Source organism: Actinomadura rupiterrae (assembly GCF_024172125.1).
GTDB classification, from domain to species: domain Bacteria; phylum Actinomycetota; class Actinomycetes; order Streptosporangiales; family Streptosporangiaceae; genus Spirillospora; species Spirillospora rupiterrae.
In genome coordinates this window covers 103,767-127,062 of the sequence record NZ_JAMZEA010000017.1, presented here as the reverse complement: position 1 = coordinate 127,062, position 23,296 = coordinate 103,767, and the positions used below count along the sequence as shown (strand labels likewise).

Here is a 23,296-nt window from a genome sequence, read left to right as displayed (position 1 = left end):
CCCGAGGCTGCTGCTGGTCCCCCGCTACCACCCGGAGTACTGGACCATCCCCGCGCGCGCGGGGAGCACCCTGGTCGTGATCTGGCCGCCCTCGGCGGGGCGGACCATCCCTGCGCGCGCGGGGAGCACGCACGGTTGTGCAATTCCGCGCGCCTGCACGCGGGACCATCCCCGCGCGCGCGGGGAGCACAACGGCCCCCAGAACCGAGGTGACCTTGGCGGGCCCATCCCCGCGTGCGCGGGGAGCACTCCGGTCAGAAGGGATCGGGCAAGACCAACGTCGGACCATCCCCGCGTGCGCGGGGAGCACACGACGTACTGCCGCAGGTCGGCGATGTTGCCGGGACCATCCCCGCGTGCGCGGGGAGCACCGGCGACACCCCCGACTCCGCTGTGTCGCAGGGGGGACCATCCCCGCGTGCGCGGGGAGCACTCCTGATGACCTGGGTGTTTGCCTTGGTTCAGGGACAGTTTCGAGTACTTTCGGCGAGACCGGCAAATCGGACATGCATCAAGCGCTGCCACCCGCGCACCGCAGGACATCGCCTGAGCGAGAATCATCTCCCGGCGACCTGCGGGATGCGGTCACCTGAATACGGCATCAAGAGCGGTGTGCATGGCGAAGCACGCTTGTTTGGCCCCCCGCTTCAGCACCCCAGCGCGATCTCGCGTGTGCGTAGGGGTGTCCTGCCTCCAGTGGGCTCCGCACCCACCCGCCTCAGGTGCCGGCGTTCCCCGAGACCGCCTTCGCCCCACCGGACAGGTCTGGGCGGTACAGCGCGGGATGGCGGACTGGGGGCGGCCGGGTCCATGAACCATCTGGCCGCTGGGAGACACGGTCGAGGCGAAGTCGGCGGTCGACAGCAGGTTGTGCCGACGACATCTCGTCGATACCTGTGTCCGTATGAGGTCAGAGGTGTCCTGAGATGTCAGTGTTTACCACGATGCACGACTCGCCAGGAGTCCGCTCGCTCCCTTGTACGAGCATCACGCTGCGTCATATTTTAGTGCACGCTAACCATCTTCTAGGGTTCCCTTAACTGTTCTGTTGCTGACAGTAATTTCACTTGTCATAAAATACTAAAGACTACGGTGCGTGAGGTCATGACAACAGCATTTACAGACAGATACTGCCCGTGGCAGCATCCAGATGAGACCTAGATCGCTGCCGCAGCCCCGAAGCCACACTTACCCATCGTTCTATGAACGTCTTTACGGAGGAGGCGGGCTAGGAAAATCGTGCTGAATTAAGGAGGTGCTTCTTTCGTCCGGTGTTGCCGAGTTGGGCGCAGTTCGAGACCTATCGACTCCTGGGAGCGTGTAAGATGCCCGAAGAAAATGCGGTGCACGAAACGATCAAAGCGGCCAGTTCCTACTACACCTTGGCTCGCCTTATTTCGCCGGTAAGCGTTGAAGAGTTCAAGAACCAGTACTATGAACGCGAGCCGCTTCTGATCCAGCGTGGCGATCGAGAGTACTACCGAGACCTCTTTACGCTCGCTGACCTGGACAGAGCCCTCATGGTCACCAACCTCCGGGCGGACAGTATCCGAGTGGTGGTGGACGGCGAGGAGACTCCGATATCGAAGTTGTTGGCATCGTCCGACGACGAGCGGCTCCGCGGTAACGAGCTCGAATTGATCTACCAGCGGTTTCGAGAAGGTTCTACCATTGTAGCTAATGCGATCAATGAGCGGCATGAAGGCCTGATGCGGCTCTGCCGCTCGCTCGACAATGATGAGAACTTCAATCCTCAGCTCAATATCTACTTGACCCCTCCTGAGAGCCGCGGCTTCCGGCCGCATTACGATACCCACGATGTGATGATCGTACAGGTCCACGGCTCTAAAAGATGGAATCTTTATGGTGCGGCTGCAGAATTGCCGTTGAGGAATCAGACTTGGCGTACTCCTGAGGAGGGGCCAGGGGATCCCACGCATGAATTCACGCTGGAATCGGGTGATCTCCTCTACCTCCCGCGTGGAACGGTGCACGCCGGCACCTCCACTCATGAGGCGTCAATGCACGTGACGATCGGAATCCACCCGGTGCTCTGGGCCGACGTTTTCAAAAAGGCTATACGGTCGGTCGTTGAAAACGACATAGCCTTTCGTCGCGCGCTACCGATCGGCTTCACTCATGACGGCGATGCAAGAGCCGCGGCGGAGGGCCTGGCCAAACAACTGGCCGCTGCCCTGCTCGACCAGCTCCCCACCCCTGAGCGCATGGTTTCGAGTTCAGTCTGGGACCGCGTCGTAGACCAGCGACACCCTGAGCTGCGTGGTCATCTGGTCGACCTTCAGATGGGCCAGATCACCGCAGATTCCCTCATCCGCCGGCGTCCTGAGGTCCAAGCACTCCTTGGGCGAGACGGCGACGCGGTGACCCTGTCGTTCCACGGCAAGTCAGTACGCTTCCCTGCGCGGGTGTCTCCCGAGCTACGCGATGTCGTCGAGAGAGACGGCAGGCCGTTCAAACCATCCCAGATCGCAGGCAACCTTGATGAATCAGGTCGCTCCGTGCTGGTGGCGATCCTGCTAAAGGAAGGCTTCCTCACAGCCGCGTAAAGGGGCGTGCCCGCTCCTTGGCTCGGGGCAGGGCAAAGTCGGCTCCTCATCAGCAGCAGCGAGCGGACGCCGCTGTCCAGCGTGTTGCCAGCGCGCCTCGCCTGTGCTCGGCCGACCGAACCTTCAGCCCTGCCCATGCATGCCAAGAAGCTCATCGCCACCTGGACCGGTGCCGGCCGGAAGGACGCGGCACGGAGTGACGGCGATGATCGCGATCACCCACGGGGCGGTTCAGCCTTCCAGGGCCTCCCGAGGCGTCTACTCGCCCCTGAAGGTCAAGAAAGGCCTGCATTTCCACCGAAGTCGTTCACGGCCTAGCAGAACGGCCTGCACACCGCGCCGTAAATTCATGAACAGCTTATTGCGCCATGCCGGGCAATTCTTTGGAACTCTGGCACGGGTGAATCGTCATGCATATAAACTGCAGGCGGACCCATCTTGTTTTCTGGCCCGATATTTGCGGTGAATGGTCTTGTCGCCAGGCCTGCATCGGGATAGATTGAAAAAGTCAGATTCGACAGAGGTCAAATGGCGGCCTCGCGTAAAGAAAGGTGAGTGGGGTATGCCTACCACGCTCGGAATGGACGAAGTCACCGTTACTCGCGTGCCGGGGCCGACTGTCGCCGGCGCTTGGGACGACTGTGACCCCTGGGACGGTTCCAAGAGCGACAGCAACCACGGGGAGCCGTACCCGGACGACCGCAACACCTGGGACTGCTGAGCTGATACTTCAGCCTTCGTGGCGCGACTAAAAGACTGAGACCTAACTTGCCGTTGCCACGACCCCGCTGCCGGGTGCCCATTCGAGGAAGGTCGTCACAGTCCTTGAATGGGCGCCTGGTTTTCCCCTTTTCGTGCACCCCTGCCGGTCGATCAGGATGGGAGAGGCAGGTTGTCGAGCGCAGAGCGGCCGATTCCGGTTAGGCGAATTCTTGGGCTCTTCCGCCATTACTGGGCGATGTCTTTTGTCATTGCGGTGCTGATCACCGCTTCAGCGGGTGCCTCCCTTACCACTCCCCTGCTGCTTCGTGAGGTCATTGATGACGCTTTCCCTCAGCACAAAACAGGGCTTCTGTCGCTGCTTGCTCTGGGGATGCTCGCGGCATCAACGATCGGCGGCGCCTTGAGTGTCGTGCAGATGACGTTGTCCGCGACCGTCGGTCAGCGGGTGATCCATGACCTGAGATGCAGGGTTTATTCTCACCTTCAACGCATGAGCCTGGCCTTCTTCACCCGCACCAAGACAGGAGAAATCCAGTCCCGGATCGCAAGTGACATCGGAAGCCTGCAAGGCACCGTCACCAACACGATCAGCTCGTTGGTGTCGGGCGTCACCACGGTGCTGGCGACGGTCTCGGCCATGTTCTTTCTGGACTGGCGCCTGACCTGCGTCTCGCTGGTGATGCTGCCCATGCTCGTGTGGGTCAGCAGGCGGGTAGGACGGACCAGGCGAAAATTTTCGGGCCAGAGGCAAGAGCAGCTCGCCGACATGTCGAGCACCCTTCAGGAATCACTGTCGGTCAGCGGGTTCCTTCTCGGTCGGACCCTTGGCCGCTCACAAGTACTGACGGACGAGTTCAGCGCACAGTCCAACCGGTTGGTCGACCTGATGGTCAAGTCAGCCATGGCCGGCCGGTGGCGAGCCTGGACCGTGCAAGTGGTCCTCTCCGCGATGCCGGTCGCCGTCTACTGGGTTGCCGGCTTCACCAGCAGGCACGGCGTTTTCCTGTCGATCGGCACGCTGGTCGCCTTCACGACCCTGCAGCAGACCCTGGTGGGCCCTGCCATGAGCCTCCTGCAGCTCAGTATCTCGGTACAGAGCGACTTGGCACTGTTCGCCCGTGTCCTGGAGTACCTGGACCTCCCCATCGATGTCGCGGAACCGGCGGAGCCGCAGCCGTTGCCCCACCCGCGCGGCGACGTGACGTTCGAGGGGGTCTGTTTCAGCTACGAGGGGACTGCTGCGCCTACACTGCGTGACATCAATCTTTCGATACCGGCAGGCAGCAGCCTGGCGGTGATCGGAGAGACAGGCTCAGGGAAGACGACCCTCGGGTATCTGATCCCCCGTCTCTACGACGTGGATGACGGGCGCGTGACGATCGACGGCATCGACGTCCGAGACCTGTCCTTCGACACTCTCACCGATGTCGTCGGAGTGGTCTCCCAGGAGAGCTACCTGATCCACGCCACCATCGCCGACAACCTCAGACTCGCCAAACCCGACGCGACCGACGACGAGCTGGTGGAAGTGACCAAGGCGGCGCAGATCCACCACAGGATCACAGCGCTCCCGGAAGGCTACGAAACCCTCGTGGGCGAGCGAGGGTACCGGTTCTCCGGCGGGGAAAGACAACGGCTCGCCATCGCCAGAACGATGCTGCGCAACCCCCCGGTGCTCATCCTCGACGAAGCGACCAGCGCTCTGGACACCCAGACCGAGGCCGCCGTGCAAGCAGCCCTCGACCAGTTGGTGCAGGGACGTACGACCATCACCATCGCGCACCGGCTATCGACGATCCGCCACGCCGACGAGATCATCGTCCTCAAAGACGGGACGATCGCCGAGCGGGGAAGCCATGCGGAACTGCTCGCCCTCGACGGCGAGTACACAGCGATGCTGGCCAGGACCGAGCAGCAGCAAGCCGGAGCAGCGGCCGCATGATCTCACCAGGCACCTATCTCCTGCACGACGGGCGCTGCCGCCGGTGCGTGGTACTCGCAGACGAGCTGGAAACCGTGTTCTCGGGCGCGGTCGGTCTCGCCGACCTGAGGGACCAGGAGTACCGCCGGCTGCTCGACCGAGTCCGGCCCGGCTGGCGGTTCGAACCAACGCTGGTCACCGTACGAACCGCGAACACGCGGGCAGTCGTTGGGCTCCGGCTCCGTCTCCGGCTGATCCGGGTCCTTGGTATCAGGCGCAGCGTTCAGGCAGCACGTGTCGCTCGCAGGCATCGGGTCCCGGCGATCGGTTTCGGTGCCCTGGGTGTTCGCCCGCACCCAGCCGCCACCCCAGAAGAGATCAGCGCAGTCGGCGCGCGCACCATGGTGCGCCTCCAACCCAACGTGGACGTGAAGCTGCGCCTCCAGAAGGAGAGCGTGGTGGTGTGCATTCTTGAGCGGGATATATCTCTGCCTGGGCACGTTCAGAGCGAGGTGGACTTCATCCTCCAGACCAAGGGGGCCACGTTCGCGGTCAAGGACATACAGGGGAGGCTGGACATGAAGGGCCGCATCGTCTTGACGCAACTGCTGTTGCGAGAGCGGGTCCTGGTGACCGTCGCGAGTTAGGCAAGCATGAAGTCCCACTGCAGTTCGAAGACCTGCCGCAGCCGTCGGTCTCGTCCACACCACCAAGAAGCATGCCGACTCGCCGCCACCCATCTTCGAGGTCGTCAGCGCGTCCGGCCCGCCGCGCCTGGTGGTTGACCCGGTCCATGCCCGATGCCAAGGGGCAGCACCTCGCGCGCTCGAGGCGAGGCAAGTGGGTGCCTTCAGGCTGGGGACAGGGCACGTGAGGTGTTCAGCGTTGGCGGGCTGAGTCCCGCGTGAGCTCGGAGACCCTTCGCGAGTTCCAACAGCGCGATGCCGGCGACCAGCTCAGTGCGTCGCGCCACCCTGAGCACGAAGCCACCGGGCCCGGTGAAACGACCGCCTGCGTCCGCCGAGACCCCTGGCTGTCACCATCAGGGTCTCCAGGACTCCAGGACGGCCAGAGGCGAGGAGGTAGGGAGGACCGCCTGCACGCTGTCCACGCCCTCCACGCGGACATTCGGCTTGCGCGAACGCGGCGCCGTGGCAGGTCTGCGGCGCGGTGTAACCTGCCTCGTTTCGCGCGCCCGACACCGACGAGGGCGAGACCACCGGCCGCCGTATCAGCCAACGCCCCGGTCAGGCGACACTCTCAAGCACACGCGGACGGCTGCCCGGGCCTCAGTGGTGAGGATACGAATGTCGGCGACTGCGTCATGCACCTTCCTGGGGCTCTGGTCTGTCTGCCAACGGGAAGCGGGCGGTGACGCGGAACCCCCCGCCCGGGCGTGCGCCGACGCTGATGTCGCCGCTGTAGAGGGCTGCACGTTCGCGCATACCTATCAAGCCATGCCCAGGCCGGTTTGGGCTGCTGGGACCGGTGCCGTTATCGGTGACCTGGATCTGCAAGTGTTGCCGGGTACGGCTGACCGCCACCCACGCCTGACTGGCGTGCGCGTGCTTCAAGGTGTTGGTGAGCGCTTCCTGGATGATGCGGTATGCGCTGAGCTGCAGGCCGGGCGGCAGATCCTCGTAACGGTCGGGGAGCGAAAGCTGGATCGACAGACCTGCCGATCGGATCGAGTCGAGCAACGTGCCCAGGCCGGCCAGCGTGGGCGGCAGGTAGGGCTCGGCAGGGTCAGGGCCCGAACGCAGCGCTCCGACAAGTGCACGGATCTCGTTCAGCGCGGCCCTGCTGGTGGTCTCTATCAGGGCCAGCGATGCGGCCGCCTCTTCAGGATGCGTTGCGACGATGTGGCTGCCGACGCTGGCCCGCAACGCGATCACGCTCATGCTGCCGGCCATGACGTCATGCAGCTCACGGGCGATCCTCAACCGCTCGTCGGTGACCGCCTCCCGCAACCGCGCTTGCTCTCTCATCTCGGCCTGCTCCATCAGCTCACGCTGGTAGTGCCGGCGTTGTCGCACCCACGTCCCCGCGCCCCAGGCGATTACCTGGATCAGGACGACCAAAACCAGCCATTCCTTCTCAGGCTCCGTCCGGCCGGAAGGTATCGCCGACCGCAGGGTGAGCATGACGGCCGCGGCCATCTGGACCATCACGGTCACTGCGAGCGACACTTTGACGCGCCGGGTGGTCGCGACGATGTACACCGCCAGCGCGGCCCCGAGCAGGAACTCACCGCGGACTCCGAGATAGGTCATCACCAGCGACGACATCGTCGCCGTCACGGCCGCCACCACGGGATATCTGCGCCGGCCTGCCACAGCGGTGCCCAGCAGGGTGGCACATGAGGCGATCAGCCATGCCGGTGGCGGCAGCAATGACCTGGTCGCCCCAAGCACCACGTCGGCAGCGAGCGCCAGCCCCGCCAGGACATCCACGGCCACCAGAGCAGGCAACGGAAGGGTGGCAGGCAACAGACGAAGGGCAGGCGCCATGGTCCAGTCACGATCATCATGGGTAACCGACGTTGCTCGGTCCACCCTGAAAGCCCCCCATAGAAAAAGTGCTCAAGTGAGGTTAGCTCATCGGCGAGACAACCGGAATCCCCCTGCGGACCTCATCACGTGACCCGCCAGCGACCGCGGCCATGTCTGCCGCCATCAGATTCGGGATAATAGGAAGTCAATAGACAGTTTAATCCCCCTTCTGGCTGACAGCGAGCGGTCGCCAGAAGGGGGTTCAATGCTACTTCGATAAACTTGCTGAACAGTGAAGACTAGCGGTCCCAATCGTCAAATATTTCGTCAATCGAGCTGATTTCATCATCGTAGGTCGGGTCGCCGTACATTACTTCAGCTGGGCAACCGCCGACCACGCGGATGTCTTCGTCATTAAGTGTTCTGGCCATGTGAGCAGATCTCCCTGAGATAGAGTGGTGATGGCGGTACTGCAAATATCCTCTTCCCGGCATAGCACCCTTCGCCGGGGCAAGGAAGTCATGATAACTCCAACGGAACGCGCCCATGCCAGCCGGTCAGTCGATCGACAGAAATCCTTCTCGTATCAGCTTGCGTAGCAGGACGAGGCGTCCGCCCTCGTCCAAGTCCCCGGGGACCTCATCCGCAGTAAACGACCCACCTGCGGTCTGAAGAATGAATTCGAGCTCTACTGAAAGATCGGCGGGAAGCCGGAGTGTCTTGTTGTGGAAACTCAGCCCCGCCACATCATCTGCTCGCTGAAATGCGTATCGTACTCCAGCCCGGAGACGAACTCTGGTTGAGAGCGAGACCTGGTCGACTTGCTCCAGATCGATGAGATGCCCCGTCAGTACCGGATGGGATATGGAGGCCGCGCGCTGCAGTGCGGCCACACGAAGCGCACGTGGCGAAAGCTGCTTCCGGAGAGTGTCGATGAGAATCTCGAACTGAGCCTCGATGCGGTCCTGCTGCGCGCTATCGCGGTGAAAGCCCATAGGCAGACTGGTGCGAAATCCCACCTCGGACTCGAAGGCTTTCTGTACGGCTTCTTCGAGAATCGTCGCCCATGCCACCGGATGCACTCCGATGGCCACGTGAACAGATCCGGTTTGCTCGGCGACGGCTGAATGGATGGTGCCGCGTGGAAGATAAAGAAGATCGCCAGTTTCCAAGTTGAACTCTTCCCATGGCTCAGATGGGTCGAGCTCACCCAGATGAAACGGATTGCTTTTGAGTGGCAAGATTTGCTGTGCCTTGTGCAGTCGCCAACGTTTGGTACCGTGCACCTGGGCCACGAAAACGTCATGGACGTCGTAATGCGGTGCGAGCGCGCGGCCTCCACCCGGTGTAACGTAGACATTCGCCGCGAATCTCGCGCCCACTTGCTCGCCCAGTGAGCGAGTGAGGCGCTGTAAGGGCTCCCAGCGTTGCTGCAAAGAATTGAGCACGATGGTCGAGCCGTCGCGATAATGCTCATACATCCGTGCCAGGACGTTCGTCCCGGAGATCTCACCGCCCGAAGCGAGGGAAGAAATCGGCGTCTCCGTGCCGTCACGCACTATACGGAGGTCGCCGAAGTTGGCATTCGATAGGGAGATGATCCGGTCCACGTCTTTCACGGTCAGGATGCCTGAGTAGTACGATGGATCTTCTCGCTTGACGAGCAGGGGCTCCTTCTCCCAATGAGTTCGCTGAAACTCATCCGTGGTCACGGGAGCGATGAGATCGCCGAGATCGGAGATTGACCGTCCACTACCCGGGCCGCTTCTGGCTGCGGGAGTTCCTGTTCCCATTTACTTCCTCCCTTCAAAGCCTGGTCCCCTAAGGAGTGGGAAACGAGCGGACACGGTCCCAGCGCCGGCCTAGCAGGTCGTGAGGAGACCCTCCCGAAAGAGCATCCGCACCAGAACTAGGCACCCCGCCACATCCAGGTCCCCGGCAATGGACCGAGCTGTGAAGCCGGCTTGGCTGGTCTCGGCGATATACCGCAGCTCGGGGACGACATGAACAGGAAGTTCGACTGTCTTTCCGTGAAATGCAAGACGTGCGATGCTCTCGTCGACGGTGAGCATCATCTGCGTCTCAGAGCGGCGGCGTACCGTCGTGTCGAGGTCCACATCGTCAAGCCTTTGCAAGTCGAGGAGATGTCCATGGAGGTCAGGTGTGCGGTGATTGACCACAGCCTCCCGTGCGCTACGCGAGACAATGTCCTCCGGCGACATCTGGTCCCGCAGCCGGTCCGCTAGAAACTTCGCGATCTGCTCCGCCTCGGTCCTCACCTCGGCATCGTGCGCGAAACCCAGCGGCATGACTTTTCTGAACTCGATGTCGTTCTCCACGATGGCCTCCACCGCTCGTTTGATGGAAGCGGCCCATACCGGCGGATGGAGACCAACGGTGATATGCATGGAAGCCTCGCCGGTCGACGTTCCTTCATGGACCGTGCCCCGAGGAAGATAGACGACATCGCCGTCCGAAAGAGAGAACTCGGTCCGTGGCCGCCCGAAGTCTTTGGACTTATCGCATCGTTGTGTCGGAAGTGGAAGGTCGGCGTCCGCTCCGTACAGCCGCCAGGTCTTCGAACCGTAGGCCTGGGCCATCAAGACGTCGTGTGTGTCGTAATGAGCCTTGAAGCCGCGTGCGTTTGGAGGCGTCAGGTAGACGTTGACCTGCGCATGCAGGTTAGCTTCGAGATTGAGCCTCCGGCAGAGCCGCGCGAGCGGCGTCCACCGTTCCTGAATGCCGTTGATGATGATCGTGTGACCGTCCCGGTAATAACTGTAGAGCTTCTCCAGTTCGCTGCCCGGCGCCTCGCCGAGTTCGCTGACCGGTGTTTCTCTGCCATCGACAATGATGCGTGTGTTGTCCGCTCTGAAGTTTGACGTGGCGAAAACATCGTCCAGGTCTTCCATCGTCATGAGCTCGGCATAGTAGCCAGGATCTTCCCGCTTGACGAGCAGAGGCTTGCGTTCGAAATAGTTGGCCCTGAAGTCTGCTATTTCGATCGGACTTATCAGCCAGGCGAGTGCGGGTACCTCTACACTGGCCCTGAAGACGCTGGTGCGCTCCACTGTCTACACCTCACAATCTGGCGAAAGCTCCTCTGATCCAGCGACCATGCCGACTGTGCGGCATCTGATCTTCTTCGGGCGAGACAGTACATGAAGACACATCGCAGCGAACAGACCTCTTTCGGACTCCCGCTCGTATTTCTTGTTGAAAGCGCTGTCAAGCTGGGTGTTTCTCAGCCCGTGACCGCACGACAACAGTCGCATCTGATGCGAGATCTCGCATCAGATGCGACCGGTGGGGTCTGCTAGGCCAATCCGTTGACGCGACCAGCGGAAGAGCGAGGGCGGGGCACCTCCCGCAGCAGCCAAGTCCGCGGCTGCTCGGCTGGAGCACGGCACCCGCCTCGATGAGGGCAGGCCCCCTCGCCGCCCTCGGCCGGGCGAGCCCGCATCGGTACCTCGACAACGATGAGGTCGGCCGGCGTGCAGCCGAAGATGTCGCAGCACGCTGCCAACACACGCAGCGAGAGACGTTCTGGCGTGCCGCTGACGAGCCGGTGGACCTGTGAAGCCGACAACGTGATCCCCCGCTCAACCAGCAAAGGGATGAGCTTTGTCGTGGTGTGGATGCCGTGGCGTTCCATCACCTCTCGCAACTGCCAGCGGTATCCGATCTCACGAGATGGTTCCACCCGCCTGCCTCCCAAACCTTTCGCCGGTGCAGGGCCGATGACTCAGGCGTCCCGCCGGCCGATGACCACCATCGCAGCGACCAGGCTGACCAGCGGGAAGGCAACGATCACCAGCCAGGCCTCACGGGTGCTGGGAGCGCCGGCCCACGGCCGGTCGCTCATCAGGCGACGCAGGGCCGTCCCGGGAAGCGCGTTGTCGATCGCCAGCAACAGGCCCGAGGTGCCGCGCAGCAGCTGCGGCAGCAAGAACAGCACGGCGAACAGAGTGCTGACCGCCGCTGCGGCATGACGCAAGACCGCGCCCAAACCCAGCCCGAGTGTCGCCACGGCGATCAGGTAGACGACCGATGCGAACACCGCGCGGGCGGTCGTCGGATCGGTCACCGACAGCTGGATGTGCTGATGCGCCAGCAGCAGCTGTCCCAGCACATAGGTGACGGCCGTGGTGACCGCGCCGGCGAGCAGCGTGAACGTGGTGAGGGCGGCGGCCTTGGCCAGCAGGGTCACACGCCTGCCGGGTGATGCCGTGAAGGTGGTGCGGATCAGTCCGCTGGAGTACTCCGAGGTGATCGCCAGCACCCCAATGGACGCGAACACCAACTGGGCCAGCACCAGGCCGTCGAACACCGACGACAGCCGATCCGCATGCGCCCGAGCCGCAGGGTACCGGCCCCAGTCGCTGGCCAGGCTCGCGCAGGACCAAGCGCCGAACCCAGCGGACGTCACCAGGCCGACCAGGGTCACCCCATAGGTGGCCCGGACCGATCCGATCTTGATCCATTCGGCCAGGATCCGGTCGGCCGCCCGCGCAAGGACGGTTCCGTCACCCAAGGGGATCGCCTCCCGGCCGGGCACCGCCCTCGTGCCTGCCCGCGACCGCTGCTGGTTCGACACCGGGCTCACCTGACCTGGAACCTGGACTGGGCACTGCGACCGGTCAGCTCCATGAAGACCTCCTCAAGGGAACGATGATGGGTGGTCAGCTCCCTGATCCGGATCCCGTGCGAGGCCGCCAGGTCGCCCACCTGCTCAGCCGACAAGCCACGGACCTGCAGGGCGCCATCGGCGAGCAGCTCGGTGGTGGCTCCGCCGCTGCCGAGCAACCGCTCGAACCGCTCGATGCCACCGACGGCCCGGACCACCACGCGCGTGCCGCCGCGGCCGGCAACCAGGTCGGCCACCGGGGTGTCGCAGATCAGACGGCCGTGCCCGATGACGACGAGATGGTCGGCGGTGTTCTCCATCTCGCTCATCAGATGGCTGGAGACGAACACGACCCGGCCCTCCGCGGCCAGGCGCCGAAACAGGCTGCGCGTCCACTGGATCCCCTCGGGATCCAGCCCGTTGGTGGGCTCGTCGAACACGACGATCCCCGGATCCCCCAAGAGCGCCGCAGCGATCCCCAGACGTTGCCTCATGCCCAGGGAGTAACCACCGACCCGCCGACGTGCGGCGGCAGCCATGCCGACCTCCTCCAGCACGGCGTCGGCTCGCGCTGTGCCGATGCCGTTGCTGCGCGCCAGCGCGAAAAGATGCTGGCGTCCGGTCCGCCCGGGGTGGACGGCGCCGGCGTCCAGCAGCGCGCCCATATGCAGCAAGGGGCGCCGCAGCCGGCGGTAGGGCCGGCCGTCCACCAGCGCCTGGCCGCCGGACGGCGCGTCCAGGCCGAGGATCATGCGGAGCGTGGTGGTCTTGCCCGCCCCGTTCGGTCCCAGAAAGCCGGTCACCCGCCCCGGCCTGACCTCGAAGGACACATCGTCCACCGCAAGGACAGGCCCGTACCGCTTACTCAGATGCGACACCCTCAGCATCGGCTCTCCTACGGCTGTCGGTTCTTAGACCAGCCTCCTCAACGCGGTGGTCCGGCACATCGGGCGGCGGAACTCTTCGTTCACCCCGTCGCCCGCCCGGCGAACAGACGCCCCCATCGGTCCCCAGACCCACCGATCCGCCTCATGCCGGGGACGGAGGACAAGCCTGCGGCCCGATGGTTAAGGTCAGCTCCGTGAGGTCCCCCCAACAACGGCCACCGGGGATCGGTCGGCCGGCCCCTCCTCGGCGCGTTGCCCGCGCTGCTGCAGGTCGCCCACCTGGCCACCGACACGGACCCACCCACCCCAGTGCCCTCTGCGCCTGTCTGAGCGGCTGCCAGGCTCAGCGCAGCCGCCGGGCGCGGGGTGAAAGCGGACCAACAGCTTCACCGGCCATCGGCTCCGCAGCGCGGCGAAACGACAGACCTCGGCCAGCGGCACGCAACAGGCGCGACAGCCGCGACCATGCCGCGCTCTGGCCGACCATCACCGAACCACGACCCCGCAGGGCCGGTGAACTCCGTGATGCTGCGGCCAACGCCATCAGCACCACCGGCGAGGCAGCCCCGGACGCCGCGTACTCCCCACGCAGCCCGAGCAGGCCGGTCAGTCCTTCGGGACGACCAAGGTGACCTTCGAGACGACCACGGTGACCGGGCGCGCTTTGGCGGGTGCCGCCCAGGTGAGGGGCGTCGTCGACCGAAGCGATCAGGGACGCGGCGATCTGGGATGCGAGACCAGCGCCCCCAGGGGCCGGTCCGAGGCCGGCGCCAGGAACCGCAGGCCATCCGAGCCGAGGCGAGGCCACCGGTGGTGAGGACGTGACCGCGAAGATCAAAGTGGTAGTCGCCGACGATCAGGAGATCGTCCGGACGGGCCTGCGGCTCCTCCTGCAGAGCACCCCCGACATGCACGTGGTCGGAGAGGCGGCAACCGGTGAACAGGCCGTCGCCGAGGTCACCCGGACACGGCCGGATGTGGTGTTGATGGACGTGCAAATGCCGGATTCCGACGGCATCACAGCCACACAGACCATCACACAGACCTACGGCCCAGACCACACCCGGGTACTGATCCTCACCACGTTCAACCTCGACCGATACGTCTTCGACGCCTTGTACGCCGGCGCGAGCGGATTCCTGCTCAAGGACACTCCCGCGGCTGACCTGCTGACCGCGATCCGCATCGTCTCCTCGGGCGAGGCACTCCTTTCTCCCAGCATCACCCGCAAGCTCATCGAGGAGTTCACCCAACGCCCCCAAGAGGCCGTTGGAGCAGCCCAGCGCCTGTCCCTGATCACCCAACGTGAACGCGAGGTCCTCCACCTCGTCGCCCGCGGCCGCACCAACGACGAGATCGCACTCGAACTCCGCCTGTCACGGGCGACCGTGAAGTCTCACGTCAGCAACCTGCTCGCCAAACTCGACGCCCGTGACCGCATCCAGTTGGTGATCTTCGCCTACGAGAGCAACATGATGCGCTGACCCCGCAACGGCACATCACGTTCCCCCTTCCACCGGGGCCCTCCAACCGCCTCCCCTGGTGACAGCCGCAAGGAACGCAGCCCAGTCGACCCGCGCGGCTCGGACCTCGATCGTCAAGGTATCCGCTTCAGACGATGCCGGACGATCCACCCTGCGCTGGCAATAGCTGCCGCGCCCACGCCCGTCCACGACCAGCGAAGACGAAGCCGAACCTCCTTCCGCGGAGGGAGCGGCACCCCTAGTTCCGAAGACGGGCACCGAGGCGAGTACCTCCGCCTGCGGCTGGGCCGAATAAACCCGTCCCTCGCCCGATGGTGCCCTTTCCCGATCACAAGCATGCTGGTGTAGAGGCCAAAACCAGAATCGGCCCGAATGGCAGTGGCGCACATCTAACAGCCGGGCCCGGATGGAAATATCGGTGCCGCCGTGTGCAAACATCCCGAGTCGTCGACCGTGATACCAGCCAAGCCTGAGCAGCCACACCTGAGTGAACTCTTTCCCGATTCAGTCGGCGAGATCATCCCGGTGAACCCAGCGCACTAGCAAGGTTTCGAAATTATCGGCCCCGGCGGGCCTCCCGCCCATAGGGCTTTCCGTCCTGCAGTCATCTGCGGGATGACAACGCCTCAAGCCCCGCAAGTTCGTGGAGTGACGTTAATGCCACAGAGGCCAGTTCTTCAGAAGTCGGCGGCCAGGTCGGGGCGGGAGACGGCCGAGTTGGCCGCCGGCGTCGTGGCCTGGTGCGCGGGACTCGCTGTAGCAGGGAAGGTCGCCTACGCAAGCCTTGCCGGCCCGTCCGGCGGCGAAAGAGTGGACGACCTGAAAGTCTACTTGACCTCCACACGCGGCCTGAACGACGGCGCAGGCCTCTACGCCTACCACTCGGGCATCCAAGATGGATTCACATACCCGCCGTTCGCAGGCATCCTGCTATTTCCGCTCAACCGGATGCCGTTCCTCACGGCTGCGATAACTTGGACCTCCCTCACCTTGGTATCGATAGCCATCCTCGCCGTGACCGCAGGGCGCGCGCTCTCAAAAACCGCCCATGGATTCACCTTGCTCAGCGGCGCAATCTTCGCGGCTCTCGCAGTCAGTGCCCCAGTGGCAAGTGACCTTCGATTCGGACAGATCAGCCTCATTCTCGCCGCGCCCACAGCTCTCGCCATACTCAACGCCGGAAGAAGCCGCGTGCCCGGGCTGATCATAGGGACGCTGTCCGGCATCAAACTGACCCCGTTGATCTACATTCCCTATCTGGTGACCTCAGGCAGCCGCCGCAATGCCGTCACTGCGGCCCTGACGTTCCTTGCCACCATCATCCTCGCCTTGATCTTCCTGCCCCGCGACAGCCTCCACTTCTGGACATCGACGATATTCGACGGCACCAAAGTTCACGCGTTCACCTCCAGTGGCAACATCTCACTGGCCGCAACACTTCAACGACTGGCCATAACCGGAAACCTTGGAACGGCCATCTGGTGCATTACCGCAGCAACCGTCTTCGCGTCCTCGCTTTGGCGGGCCACCTGCGCCGACCGGAACGGAAACCACCTTGCTGCACTGGTGATCATGGGAGCGGCCAGCTTGGCGATCTCACCGATCTCCTGGACCCATCACCAAATCTGGCTGGTGCTCGCCGCCTTCACCCCGGTCCGAGGAGCACGGAACTTCAAAATCCTGTGGACGACAACGGTCCTGGTTGTGATGATCGCACCCCTGGCCGAGGCGCGGCCGGCGCTGACCCTGCTGACCGCAAGCCTCGTGCCCTTCCGCGGCACTGTCGGATGGAGCGCGCGAGACTCCCTCGCCTGGAGGACCGAGGGCAGCTTCTTCCGGATCGGACGATTCGTACCGCGCTTGAAGTATCTGCGTTAGCCAGCCGGCACATCCAGTGCTCGGCCACCGGCGCAGCGGTCGAGCGCTAAGCGCCGATCCAGAAGTGTTGGGCGTAACTCGGCCTGTGAGTGCGAGAGCAGGGAGACGATGAGGCGAGGCCCCGCCGGGAGGAGTTGGAACGAGTTGCCGACTCTGTCTCGCTCCCGGCGAGGTCGCGGTCGGTATGCGCCCGCCCACCGTCTTCGCCAACCCTCAGACCAGGTGCTCAAGCAGGTCCGTGCACAGTCTCGCATGCACGAGAGCACTCGGGGCTGCTGCCGCGGGACCATCCCCGCGTGCGCGGGGAGCACCGACGACTTCCGCGACGCGGACCCAGTTACGACGGACCATCCCCGCGTGCGCGGGGAGCACGTGCAGCTGGCGCTCTCGCACGCCAACGGCCTGGGACCATCCCCTGTACATCCCCTCCACCGGCAACATCTCCGAGACCCGCGCGGCCGTCTACGACCCGGCCACCCAGAAGGTCACCTGGCAGGTGAAGGAGGCCACCACCTACGACGCCAGCGGAATCGCGACCGACACCTGGGACGCCGCCGGCGCGCACAGCCACGTGACGCGCACCGCGGCCAACGGAATCCTCAACAAGATCACCACCACGAACCCGCTCGGCCAGGTCGGCACGGCCGTGCTGGAACCGGCGCACGGCCTCACGGTCGCCTCCACCGACCCCAACGGCATCACCGCCCGCAGCACCTACGACGGTCTCGGGCGCCTGACCGCGGTATGGACCAACTCGCGGCCCACCAGCCAACCCGCCAACCTCAAGTACAGCTACCGGATCACCAACACCGGGCCGTCCTCGGTCACCACGCAGACCGCCAACGACGCCAACGGCTACGCCGTGGCGACCAAGCTCTACGACGCGCTCCTGCGCCCCATCCAGACCCAGCAACCCACACCCCAGGGCGGGCGGCTGCTCACCAACACCTTCTACGACACCCACGGCTGGGTCTGGAAGGCCAACAGCCCCTACTGGGACCCCGCCAGCGCCCCCAACACCACCCTGGCGGCCGCCGACGACGCCAAGATCCCCAACCAGACCGTCACCACCCTCGACGGCCTCGGCCGCGCCATCTTGACCACGTCCTACTACCAGTCCCAGCCACGGGAGCAGACCGCCACCGCCTACCTCGGCGACAAGACCATCACCGTCCCGCCCCCCGGCGGGGTCGCCACCCAGACCGTCACCGACGCCGCGAACCGCACGACCAAGGTCGCCGACTACACCACGCGACCCACCGTCACGGTCACCAACGGGACCGGGACCGCGCCGGTCACCACCGTCACCATCACCGGAGGCTCGACCACCGCCAGCAACGACAACGAGCAGGCCGTCACCTACGGCTACGACGCCCGCGGCAACCAGACCGACCTCACCAACCAGGCCTCCGGCGACACCTGGCACACCGACTACGACAACCTCGGCAGGCCGGTGACCAAGAAGGACCCCGACGCCGGAACCACCACCCTCACCTACGACCAGCTCGGACACGTCAAGCAGACCACCGACGCCAACAACGCCACCATCTCCTTCACCTACGACACCCTCGGCCGAAAGACCGGCTCGTTCCACGGACCCACCGCCGACCCGGCCAAGCAGATCGCCTCCTGGACCTACGACAACCTCACCCCCGACGGCCAGCCCGACATCCCCGGCCTGACCAACCCGATCGGCCACCTGACCTCCTCCACCCGCTACGACGCATCCGGCAACACCACCGTCGGCGGGCTCACCGGCAAGCAACGCGGCTACACCACCCACGTCACCGACGGCTACGACCTGTTCGGCCAACCCCTCGCCAGCACCGTCGCCCTCCCCGCCAGCGAAGGCGCCCTGAAGGGCGACCACACCGTCTGGCACGACTACACCAGCCGCGCCGGACTCCACATCGACGACTACTACAACGGCCAGGACAACGGGCCCCTGCCCGAAGAGACCGTCACGTACGGCTGGACGGTCCTCAACGGCATGGACCTGCCCGGAGCCACCAACGGCGACACCGGCTACGCCAGCGAAGTCCGCTACACCGCCTACGGACAGGTCGCCCAGGTCAAGGCCGGCACCATCAACAAGCCCGCCTTCGCCACCTACGCCTACGACGACCACACCGCCCGGCTGCTGGACCGGCAGTTCACCTACACCGACCGCTCCACCACCCCGATCAACGAAGACCGCTACGCCTACGACCCGGCCGGCAACCCCACCAAGCAAAGCACCACCCGCCAAGGCACCCAAAGCGAAACCCAATGCTTCGCCTACGACACCCTTGACCGGCTCACCCAAGCCTGGACCGCCACCGACGACTGCGCGGCCGACCCCTCCGGCAACAAGGGCGCCACCGTCGGCTCCGGCATCCTCGGCGGCGCCTACTGGACCAGCTGGGACCTGGACCCGCTCGGACAACGCAAGAGCGAAACCCGCCACGGGCTCGCCGGCAACGGCGACAGCGTCACCACCTACAAGTACGCCGGTTCAGGCAACCCCCAGCCCCATACGCTCACATCGGCCACCATCGACACCGCCACCGACCCGACCGCGACCCCGGTCACCACCCAGAAACAGACCTTCGGCTACGACAAGGTCGGCAACACCACCCAGCGCACCACCCTCACCAACCCCGGCCAACCCGACCAGTCCACCGACGACCGGGCACTGGGCTGGACCGACCAAGGCGAACTGTCCACCGTCACCACCACCAACGGCGGCCCCTCCTACCTCTACGACGCCGACGGACACCTCCTCCTCCAAAAAGACCCCACCGCCGCCACCACCACGCTCTACCTGAGCAACGAACAGCTCACCCTCAACACCACCACCGGCAAGACCAGCGGCATCCGCTACTACCCGCAACCCGGCGGCCTCACCTCGATCCGCACCGTCGACGCCACCGGAACCACCAAGCTCACCCTCGAGACCGCCGACCCGCACGGCACCGGCTCCTTCGCCATCGACACCGACTGGAACCAGCCCACCTGGCGCCAGACCACCCCCTACGGCGCCCCCCGCGGCACCAAACCCACCTACTGGCCCGACAACCACGGCTTCCTCGGCGACGTCGAGGACCAGACCACAGGTCTCACCGACATCGGGGCCCGCTGGTACGACCCGGGCCTCGGCCGCTTCGCCAGCCTCGACCCGCTCCTGGCGGCAACCTCACAGCAAGAACAGAACGGCTACACCTACGCCGGCGGCAACCCCGTCAGCAACAGCGACCCCTCAGGCCTGAACATATGCAACGGAGGCACCGGCCCCGACGCCTGCGCCCACAACGGCAACGGCACCACCCAAACCCCCGACGGCCGCACCGTCCCAGACCCCAACTGCTGGGAGACCCACACCTGCGGGCACTCAGGAAACGGGAACCTGCGCGGTGGGGGACACTCGACCTCGACACAGCACGGCATAACCATAACGGTCTATGTCCCCAAGGACTTCGCCGCCGCCTCGCGGAAAATGCAGATCGCATGGCTCGAAAGCCAAGTCAAATGGTCATCAGGCGTACCAGGCGGCAGCCAGATACACGACGAGTACCTCGCCGTCCTCTGCTCGCTCTACCCCGAGGAGCACCAGCTCTGCGCCCCGATGACCGACGCGGACAGACACGAAGCCCTGGGCGCACTCGGCATGGTCCCCGGCCCAGTCGGCTGGGGCGCGACAGCCATCAACGTCACCTGGTACCTGTCGGACGGAGACTGGAAGCACGCGGCCCTCGAAGGAGGCCTGCGGGTAGGACTCGCACTCGCCGGGAAGTTCTTCGGGCGGATCTTGGGCAGGCTCCTTGCCGACGGGTGCCAGAGTTTCACCCCGGGAACGCTGGTTCCAATGGCGGACGGAACCAGCAAGAAAATACAAGACATCAAGGTCGGCGATAAAATCAAAAACGCCGTTCCCGGAGTAAAACCGGGAACAGCCGACCAGGTGCACACGGTAACCGCGATCCACGTGACGCACACCGACCGTCACTACACCGACGTGACAATCGAGGGCGCGCACGGCCCGAAGACGATCGTCGGTACCAGCGGCCACAAGTACTGGGACGTCACGAGGCACGCGTGGGTCCCTGCACAAAGCCTCAAAGCCGGCGAGCGGCTGCAGACCACCTGGGGCGGGTCGGTCCGAGTCCTCACAACTCTGACCTACAGCACGACCGCCGTCACCTACAACCTGACGGTCGACGGCCTCCACACCTATTTCGTGGACGCAGGCGATACGCCGATCCTCGTCCACAACGCCGCATGCGGCCCCCTCGTCCTGGGAATCGGTCCGCACGCCGACAAGCTCACCAAGGAAATTGAAGGCGCCTACAACTTCAATGGCCCAGACTACGAGCAGATTATCGGACAGGCCAACGGACAGCCCCTCGCCCAATGGATGGCCAACGTCACCCAGGCCCTCAAGGATAATTCCAAAGTCGCGGTCGCCTTGGACGGTTTCGATGGAGCCACCCCCGCCGAAAAATTCATGAAAGCCTACACTAATGGAGTAGGCAAGAACTGGCACGCCACAGAATGGGAGATGGGGCAGATCGGACGAATGGTTCAGCGCGGGCGCCTCGACTGGAACAATGTGACGTTCTATGAAGGCGGCAAACCAGTTCCAGGGGGAATTCCGAAGCCGGAAGACTGGTAGGCGCCCTGCAGGCTAGGGCACCCCTCATGGTATCGTGAAGACCTTTCACCTGAACCGCGTCCGTTGATAAGGTGGGTTCGTTGGAGACGTTCTTCGAGTCGCCACGCTACTTTAAAGTTTGGCAGTACACGGTCGGCCATCGAAGGCTGCTGATGCGCAGCAGCAAAGAATGCCCTCCGGACAGCAGGGTCGATGTGCATTTCGGAGGAGTTTCGGCCATGCTGCTCGGGCCGTACTATGATGGCCTTCTGATCCGAAGTCCCAGTGAACAGGAACTCGCCCTTGTCGTCGATTTGAGCGGCCCGGTTCCCAAAGGGGCAGTAGTGCACATCATCGAAGGTGAGAAGATCGGCTTCGTGGTGTCTGGGCGCGTCCAGTCACACGAAGACGATGGAGGGTCGCGGGACCCTTCCTGGTTCGGGCACATGGTGGGTACCCCCTAGTCTTCAGGACGTTCGGCGGTCGCGAAGCGTCACCGCCGATAGCGCCCGGGTGAGTCGAAGCGGCCGTCAGGCAGATGCCGTTGAACGCTCTCTCCGGCCTCGCGGTCGCCGTTGAGGTCGTCCCAGACCGGCCCACGAGAGGCGCCACCCAGGCGGCAGTCACCGGTCGGCAGGTTCTGATGGTCGGCCAAGCGAAACTCCATCGCCCGGGCCTTCGCCGGCACCGATGCGACGGGCTCACTCGGTCAGCTTGGGGCCACTGGTCAGCTTCGCAGCACGTCAGCGCCGCGATGAAGAAGCAGTGCCGGGGTTAGCCGCCTCCACACGCAACCGTCTGCGGACACCCGCCGCCCACCAGACGAGCGTCGCCCGGCCTGTCCAGCCCGGAAGCAAGCGCCAAGAGCGGTCCCAGCGTGGTCAGGTCGGATCTCAGCGAGATCCCGTGACGCTCAGCTGACCTCGCGGTGGTCGGCGACCAGGGACAGCAGGCAGTGCAGCGCTGCACGCGCCTCGGGCGTGCGGGTGCCGGTGATGTCGTCGGTCATGTAACGGACCCGGGCGGCGACGACGCCGAGGCGTTTCACACGGACGCGACCGGCGGCGGCCGGGACCGCCTCGAGCGACGCCTCGAGGTCCTCAAGGTCCTCAGCGATGTCATGCCCCTCAAGCTCATGCCGGTGCTTCAGCAGGTCACGCGTCGCATCTTGGAGCTGCCGACCGTACTTGGCCACCCACTGCTCCTCCGTCAGCGTCGGCGCCGGCGGGACGTGACCACCGGTGTGGGCTGCACGTGCCAGCGACCGTTGCATACGTGCACGCACCGCCTGCCGGGTGTCCAGCCCCAACGGCCGCCCCATCGCGCGGTAGGAGACGCCCGCGGCCTGCCCCGCCCGCAGTAGAGCCCCTTCATGCTTGTCCAGCTCCCACCGCAGATGCGCAAGGACGGTCAACGCCGCGGTGATGTCAGCCGGATGCGGGTCGTCGGCGATCAGCTTGATCAGCGGCAGCGGTTCATCGGACACCTCGTCCAGCCGGTCGGCATGCGCGGCGTTCCGCCGGTCGACGATCGCGGCGATGCTCGCCGCGGCCTGCTGCCAGGTCACCAGGGGGTCTGCACGTCCGGCCATGCGGCAAAGCCTAGGAGCGCCGAGACCTCGACGTCATTCCGCAGCCTCCATCGCGGTGTCCCAACAGGTCGACGGTCGCCACGATGCCGCCAGATGGGCCGGCGCGCTGCAGCGGTCATGCCGCTGAGAACCAGGCCCTATGCCCCTGGGGCTTGTGCGCCCCAGGAGCCTCCCCGGCCGACGACGGCGCGGCACGACCATGTGCCTGAACGTGCCCCGCAAGGGCATCACGGAGTGCTTCTGGTTGCGACGCCGTAGGCCTCGTAGGGCTTGGTGTCAAAGCTCAGGACGGGCAGCTGCAGCGACCGCGCCACCCACACCACAGGTGACAGCAGTGCATACGACGCCGGGTCCGGGAGCGGCTGGTGCCCCACGGTGAAGGCGATGGTCACCGCGTCCGCGGCCGAGACCTCCAGGACCTTGACCACCGCCTGCAGGTCGGGGTGCAACAGCCCCGAACCGACCGAACGGCACCAGCGGCGCCACACCGGAGACT

At 64.8% G+C, this 23,296-nt stretch carries 17 protein-coding genes and 1 CRISPR repeat array; of the genes, 7 read left to right on the top strand and 10 right to left on the bottom strand.

Annotation, left to right across the window (positions count from 1 at the left end; genetic code table 11):
- Positions 1 to 41: 41 nt before the first annotated feature.
- Positions 42 to 433: direct repeats of the CRISPR family, unit length 28 nt; unit sequence GGACCATCCCCGCGTGCGCGGGGAGCAC.
- 892 nt (positions 434 to 1,325) lie between these two features.
- The 3 genes from FHU30_RS42135 to FHU30_RS42125 all read left to right on the top strand — a co-directional run bounded on the left by FHU30_RS42135 (position 1,326) and on the right by FHU30_RS42125 (position 5,858).
- A complete protein-coding gene (locus FHU30_RS42135; protein ID WP_253883340.1) occupies positions 1,326 to 2,567 on the top strand; it encodes a cupin domain-containing protein in 1,242 nt (413 codons plus the stop codon).
- A gap of 829 nt (positions 2,568 to 3,396) precedes the next feature.
- The gene (locus FHU30_RS42130; protein WP_301324436.1) at positions 3,397 to 5,232 is read left to right on the top strand and encodes an ABC transporter ATP-binding protein; all 1,836 of its coding nucleotides are present in this window, start codon (positions 3,397 to 3,399) and stop codon (positions 5,230 to 5,232) included.
- Complete coding sequence (locus FHU30_RS42125) at positions 5,229 to 5,858, top strand: hypothetical protein (RefSeq protein ID WP_253883339.1); 630 nt, start codon at positions 5,229 to 5,231, stop codon at positions 5,856 to 5,858. Before FHU30_RS42130 ends, FHU30_RS42125 begins: the two co-directional genes overlap by 4 nt.
- A gap of 675 nt (positions 5,859 to 6,533) precedes the next feature.
- On the opposite strand, the gene FHU30_RS47505 is transcribed toward FHU30_RS42125, so the two are convergent.
- The 7 genes from FHU30_RS47505 to FHU30_RS42100 form a co-directional block, all read right to left on the bottom strand.
- The gene (locus tag FHU30_RS47505) at positions 6,534 to 7,670 is read right to left on the bottom strand and encodes a sensor histidine kinase (protein ID WP_253883338.1); all 1,137 of its coding nucleotides are present in this window, start codon (positions 7,668 to 7,670) and stop codon (positions 6,534 to 6,536) included.
- A 332-nt stretch (positions 7,671 to 8,002) separates the two neighbouring features.
- Positions 8,003 to 8,134 carry a hypothetical protein gene (locus FHU30_RS46710; RefSeq protein ID WP_301324435.1) on the bottom strand — a complete coding sequence of 44 codons (132 nt, stop codon included), beginning with the start codon at positions 8,132 to 8,134 and terminating at the stop codon, positions 8,003 to 8,005.
- 126 nt (positions 8,135 to 8,260) lie between these two features.
- Positions 8,261 to 9,415 (bottom strand): cupin domain-containing protein, encoded by a 1,155-nt coding sequence (locus FHU30_RS42115; protein WP_253883337.1) that lies wholly within the window; start codon positions 9,413 to 9,415, stop codon positions 8,261 to 8,263.
- A 150-nt stretch (positions 9,416 to 9,565) separates the two neighbouring features.
- Positions 9,566 to 10,774 (bottom strand): cupin domain-containing protein, encoded by a 1,209-nt coding sequence (locus FHU30_RS42110; protein WP_253883336.1) that lies wholly within the window; start codon positions 10,772 to 10,774, stop codon positions 9,566 to 9,568.
- A gap of 245 nt (positions 10,775 to 11,019) precedes the next feature.
- Positions 11,020 to 11,358: a helix-turn-helix domain-containing protein gene (locus tag FHU30_RS47850; RefSeq protein ID WP_372504063.1), complete on the bottom strand. Its 339-nt coding sequence runs from the start codon at positions 11,356 to 11,358 to the stop codon at positions 11,020 to 11,022.
- Positions 11,359 to 11,448: 90 nt separating this feature from the next.
- Positions 11,449 to 12,300 carry an ABC transporter permease subunit gene (locus FHU30_RS42105; RefSeq protein WP_253883335.1) on the bottom strand — a complete coding sequence of 284 codons (852 nt, stop codon included), beginning with the start codon at positions 12,298 to 12,300 and terminating at the stop codon, positions 11,449 to 11,451.
- Positions 12,301 to 12,305: 5 nt separating this feature from the next.
- Positions 12,306 to 13,217: an ATP-binding cassette domain-containing protein gene (locus FHU30_RS42100; protein WP_253883334.1), complete on the bottom strand. Its 912-nt coding sequence runs from the start codon at positions 13,215 to 13,217 to the stop codon at positions 12,306 to 12,308.
- An 821-nt stretch (positions 13,218 to 14,038) separates the two neighbouring features.
- Here FHU30_RS42100 and FHU30_RS42095 point away from each other — a divergent pair.
- The 4 genes from FHU30_RS42095 (at position 14,039) to FHU30_RS42080 (ending at position 21,673) form a co-directional block, all read left to right on the top strand.
- A complete protein-coding gene (locus FHU30_RS42095; protein ID WP_253883333.1) occupies positions 14,039 to 14,701 on the top strand; it encodes a response regulator transcription factor in 663 nt (220 codons plus the stop codon).
- A 717-nt stretch (positions 14,702 to 15,418) separates the two neighbouring features.
- Positions 15,419 to 16,579, top strand: a complete 1,161-nt coding sequence (locus FHU30_RS42090) for a glycosyltransferase 87 family protein (protein WP_253883332.1) — start codon at positions 15,419 to 15,421, stop codon at positions 16,577 to 16,579.
- Between the two features lie 496 nt (positions 16,580 to 17,075).
- On the top strand, positions 17,076 to 21,230 hold the full coding sequence (locus FHU30_RS42085; protein ID WP_253883331.1) for an RHS repeat-associated core domain-containing protein: 4,155 nt from the start codon (positions 17,076 to 17,078) through the stop codon (positions 21,228 to 21,230).
- Positions 21,231 to 21,310: 80 nt separating this feature from the next.
- The gene (locus FHU30_RS42080) at positions 21,311 to 21,673 is read left to right on the top strand and encodes a hypothetical protein (protein ID WP_253883330.1); all 363 of its coding nucleotides are present in this window, start codon (positions 21,311 to 21,313) and stop codon (positions 21,671 to 21,673) included.
- Between the two features lie 29 nt (positions 21,674 to 21,702).
- Here FHU30_RS42080 and FHU30_RS42075 read toward each other — a convergent pair whose 3' ends face one another.
- The 3 genes from FHU30_RS42075 to FHU30_RS42065 all read right to left on the bottom strand — a co-directional run bounded on the left by FHU30_RS42075 (position 21,703) and on the right by FHU30_RS42065 (position 23,249).
- A complete protein-coding gene (locus FHU30_RS42075) occupies positions 21,703 to 21,864 on the bottom strand; it encodes a hypothetical protein (RefSeq protein WP_253883329.1) in 162 nt (53 codons plus the stop codon).
- Between the two features lie 258 nt (positions 21,865 to 22,122).
- Entirely contained in the window at positions 22,123 to 22,776 is a 654-nt protein-coding gene (locus FHU30_RS42070; protein ID WP_253883328.1) for a hypothetical protein, read from the bottom strand.
- Between the two features lie 251 nt (positions 22,777 to 23,027).
- On the bottom strand, positions 23,028 to 23,249 hold the full coding sequence (locus tag FHU30_RS42065) for a hypothetical protein (RefSeq protein ID WP_253883327.1): 222 nt from the start codon (positions 23,247 to 23,249) through the stop codon (positions 23,028 to 23,030).
- Positions 23,250 to 23,296 lie beyond the last annotated feature (47 nt).

Bases quoted from the DNA above. Each gene is read 5' to 3' on its own strand.
- FHU30_RS42135 (WP_253883340.1), top strand. From the start codon at position 1,326: ATGCCCGAAGAAAATGCGGTGCACGAAACGATCAAAGCGGCCAGTTCC.
- FHU30_RS42130 (WP_301324436.1), top strand. From the start codon at position 3,397: ATGGGCGCCTGGTTTTCCCCTTTTCGTGCACCCCTGCCGGTCGATCAG.
- FHU30_RS42125 (WP_253883339.1), top strand. From the start codon at position 5,229: ATGATCTCACCAGGCACCTATCTCCTGCACGACGGGCGCTGCCGCCGG.
- FHU30_RS46710 (WP_301324435.1), bottom strand. From the start codon at position 8,134: ATGGCCAGAACACTTAATGACGAAGACATCCGCGTGGTCGGCGGTTGC.
- FHU30_RS47850 (WP_372504063.1), bottom strand. From the start codon at position 11,358: ATGGAACGCCACGGCATCCACACCACGACAAAGCTCATCCCTTTGCTG.
- FHU30_RS42100 (WP_253883334.1), bottom strand. From the start codon at position 13,217: ATGCTGAGGGTGTCGCATCTGAGTAAGCGGTACGGGCCTGTCCTTGCG.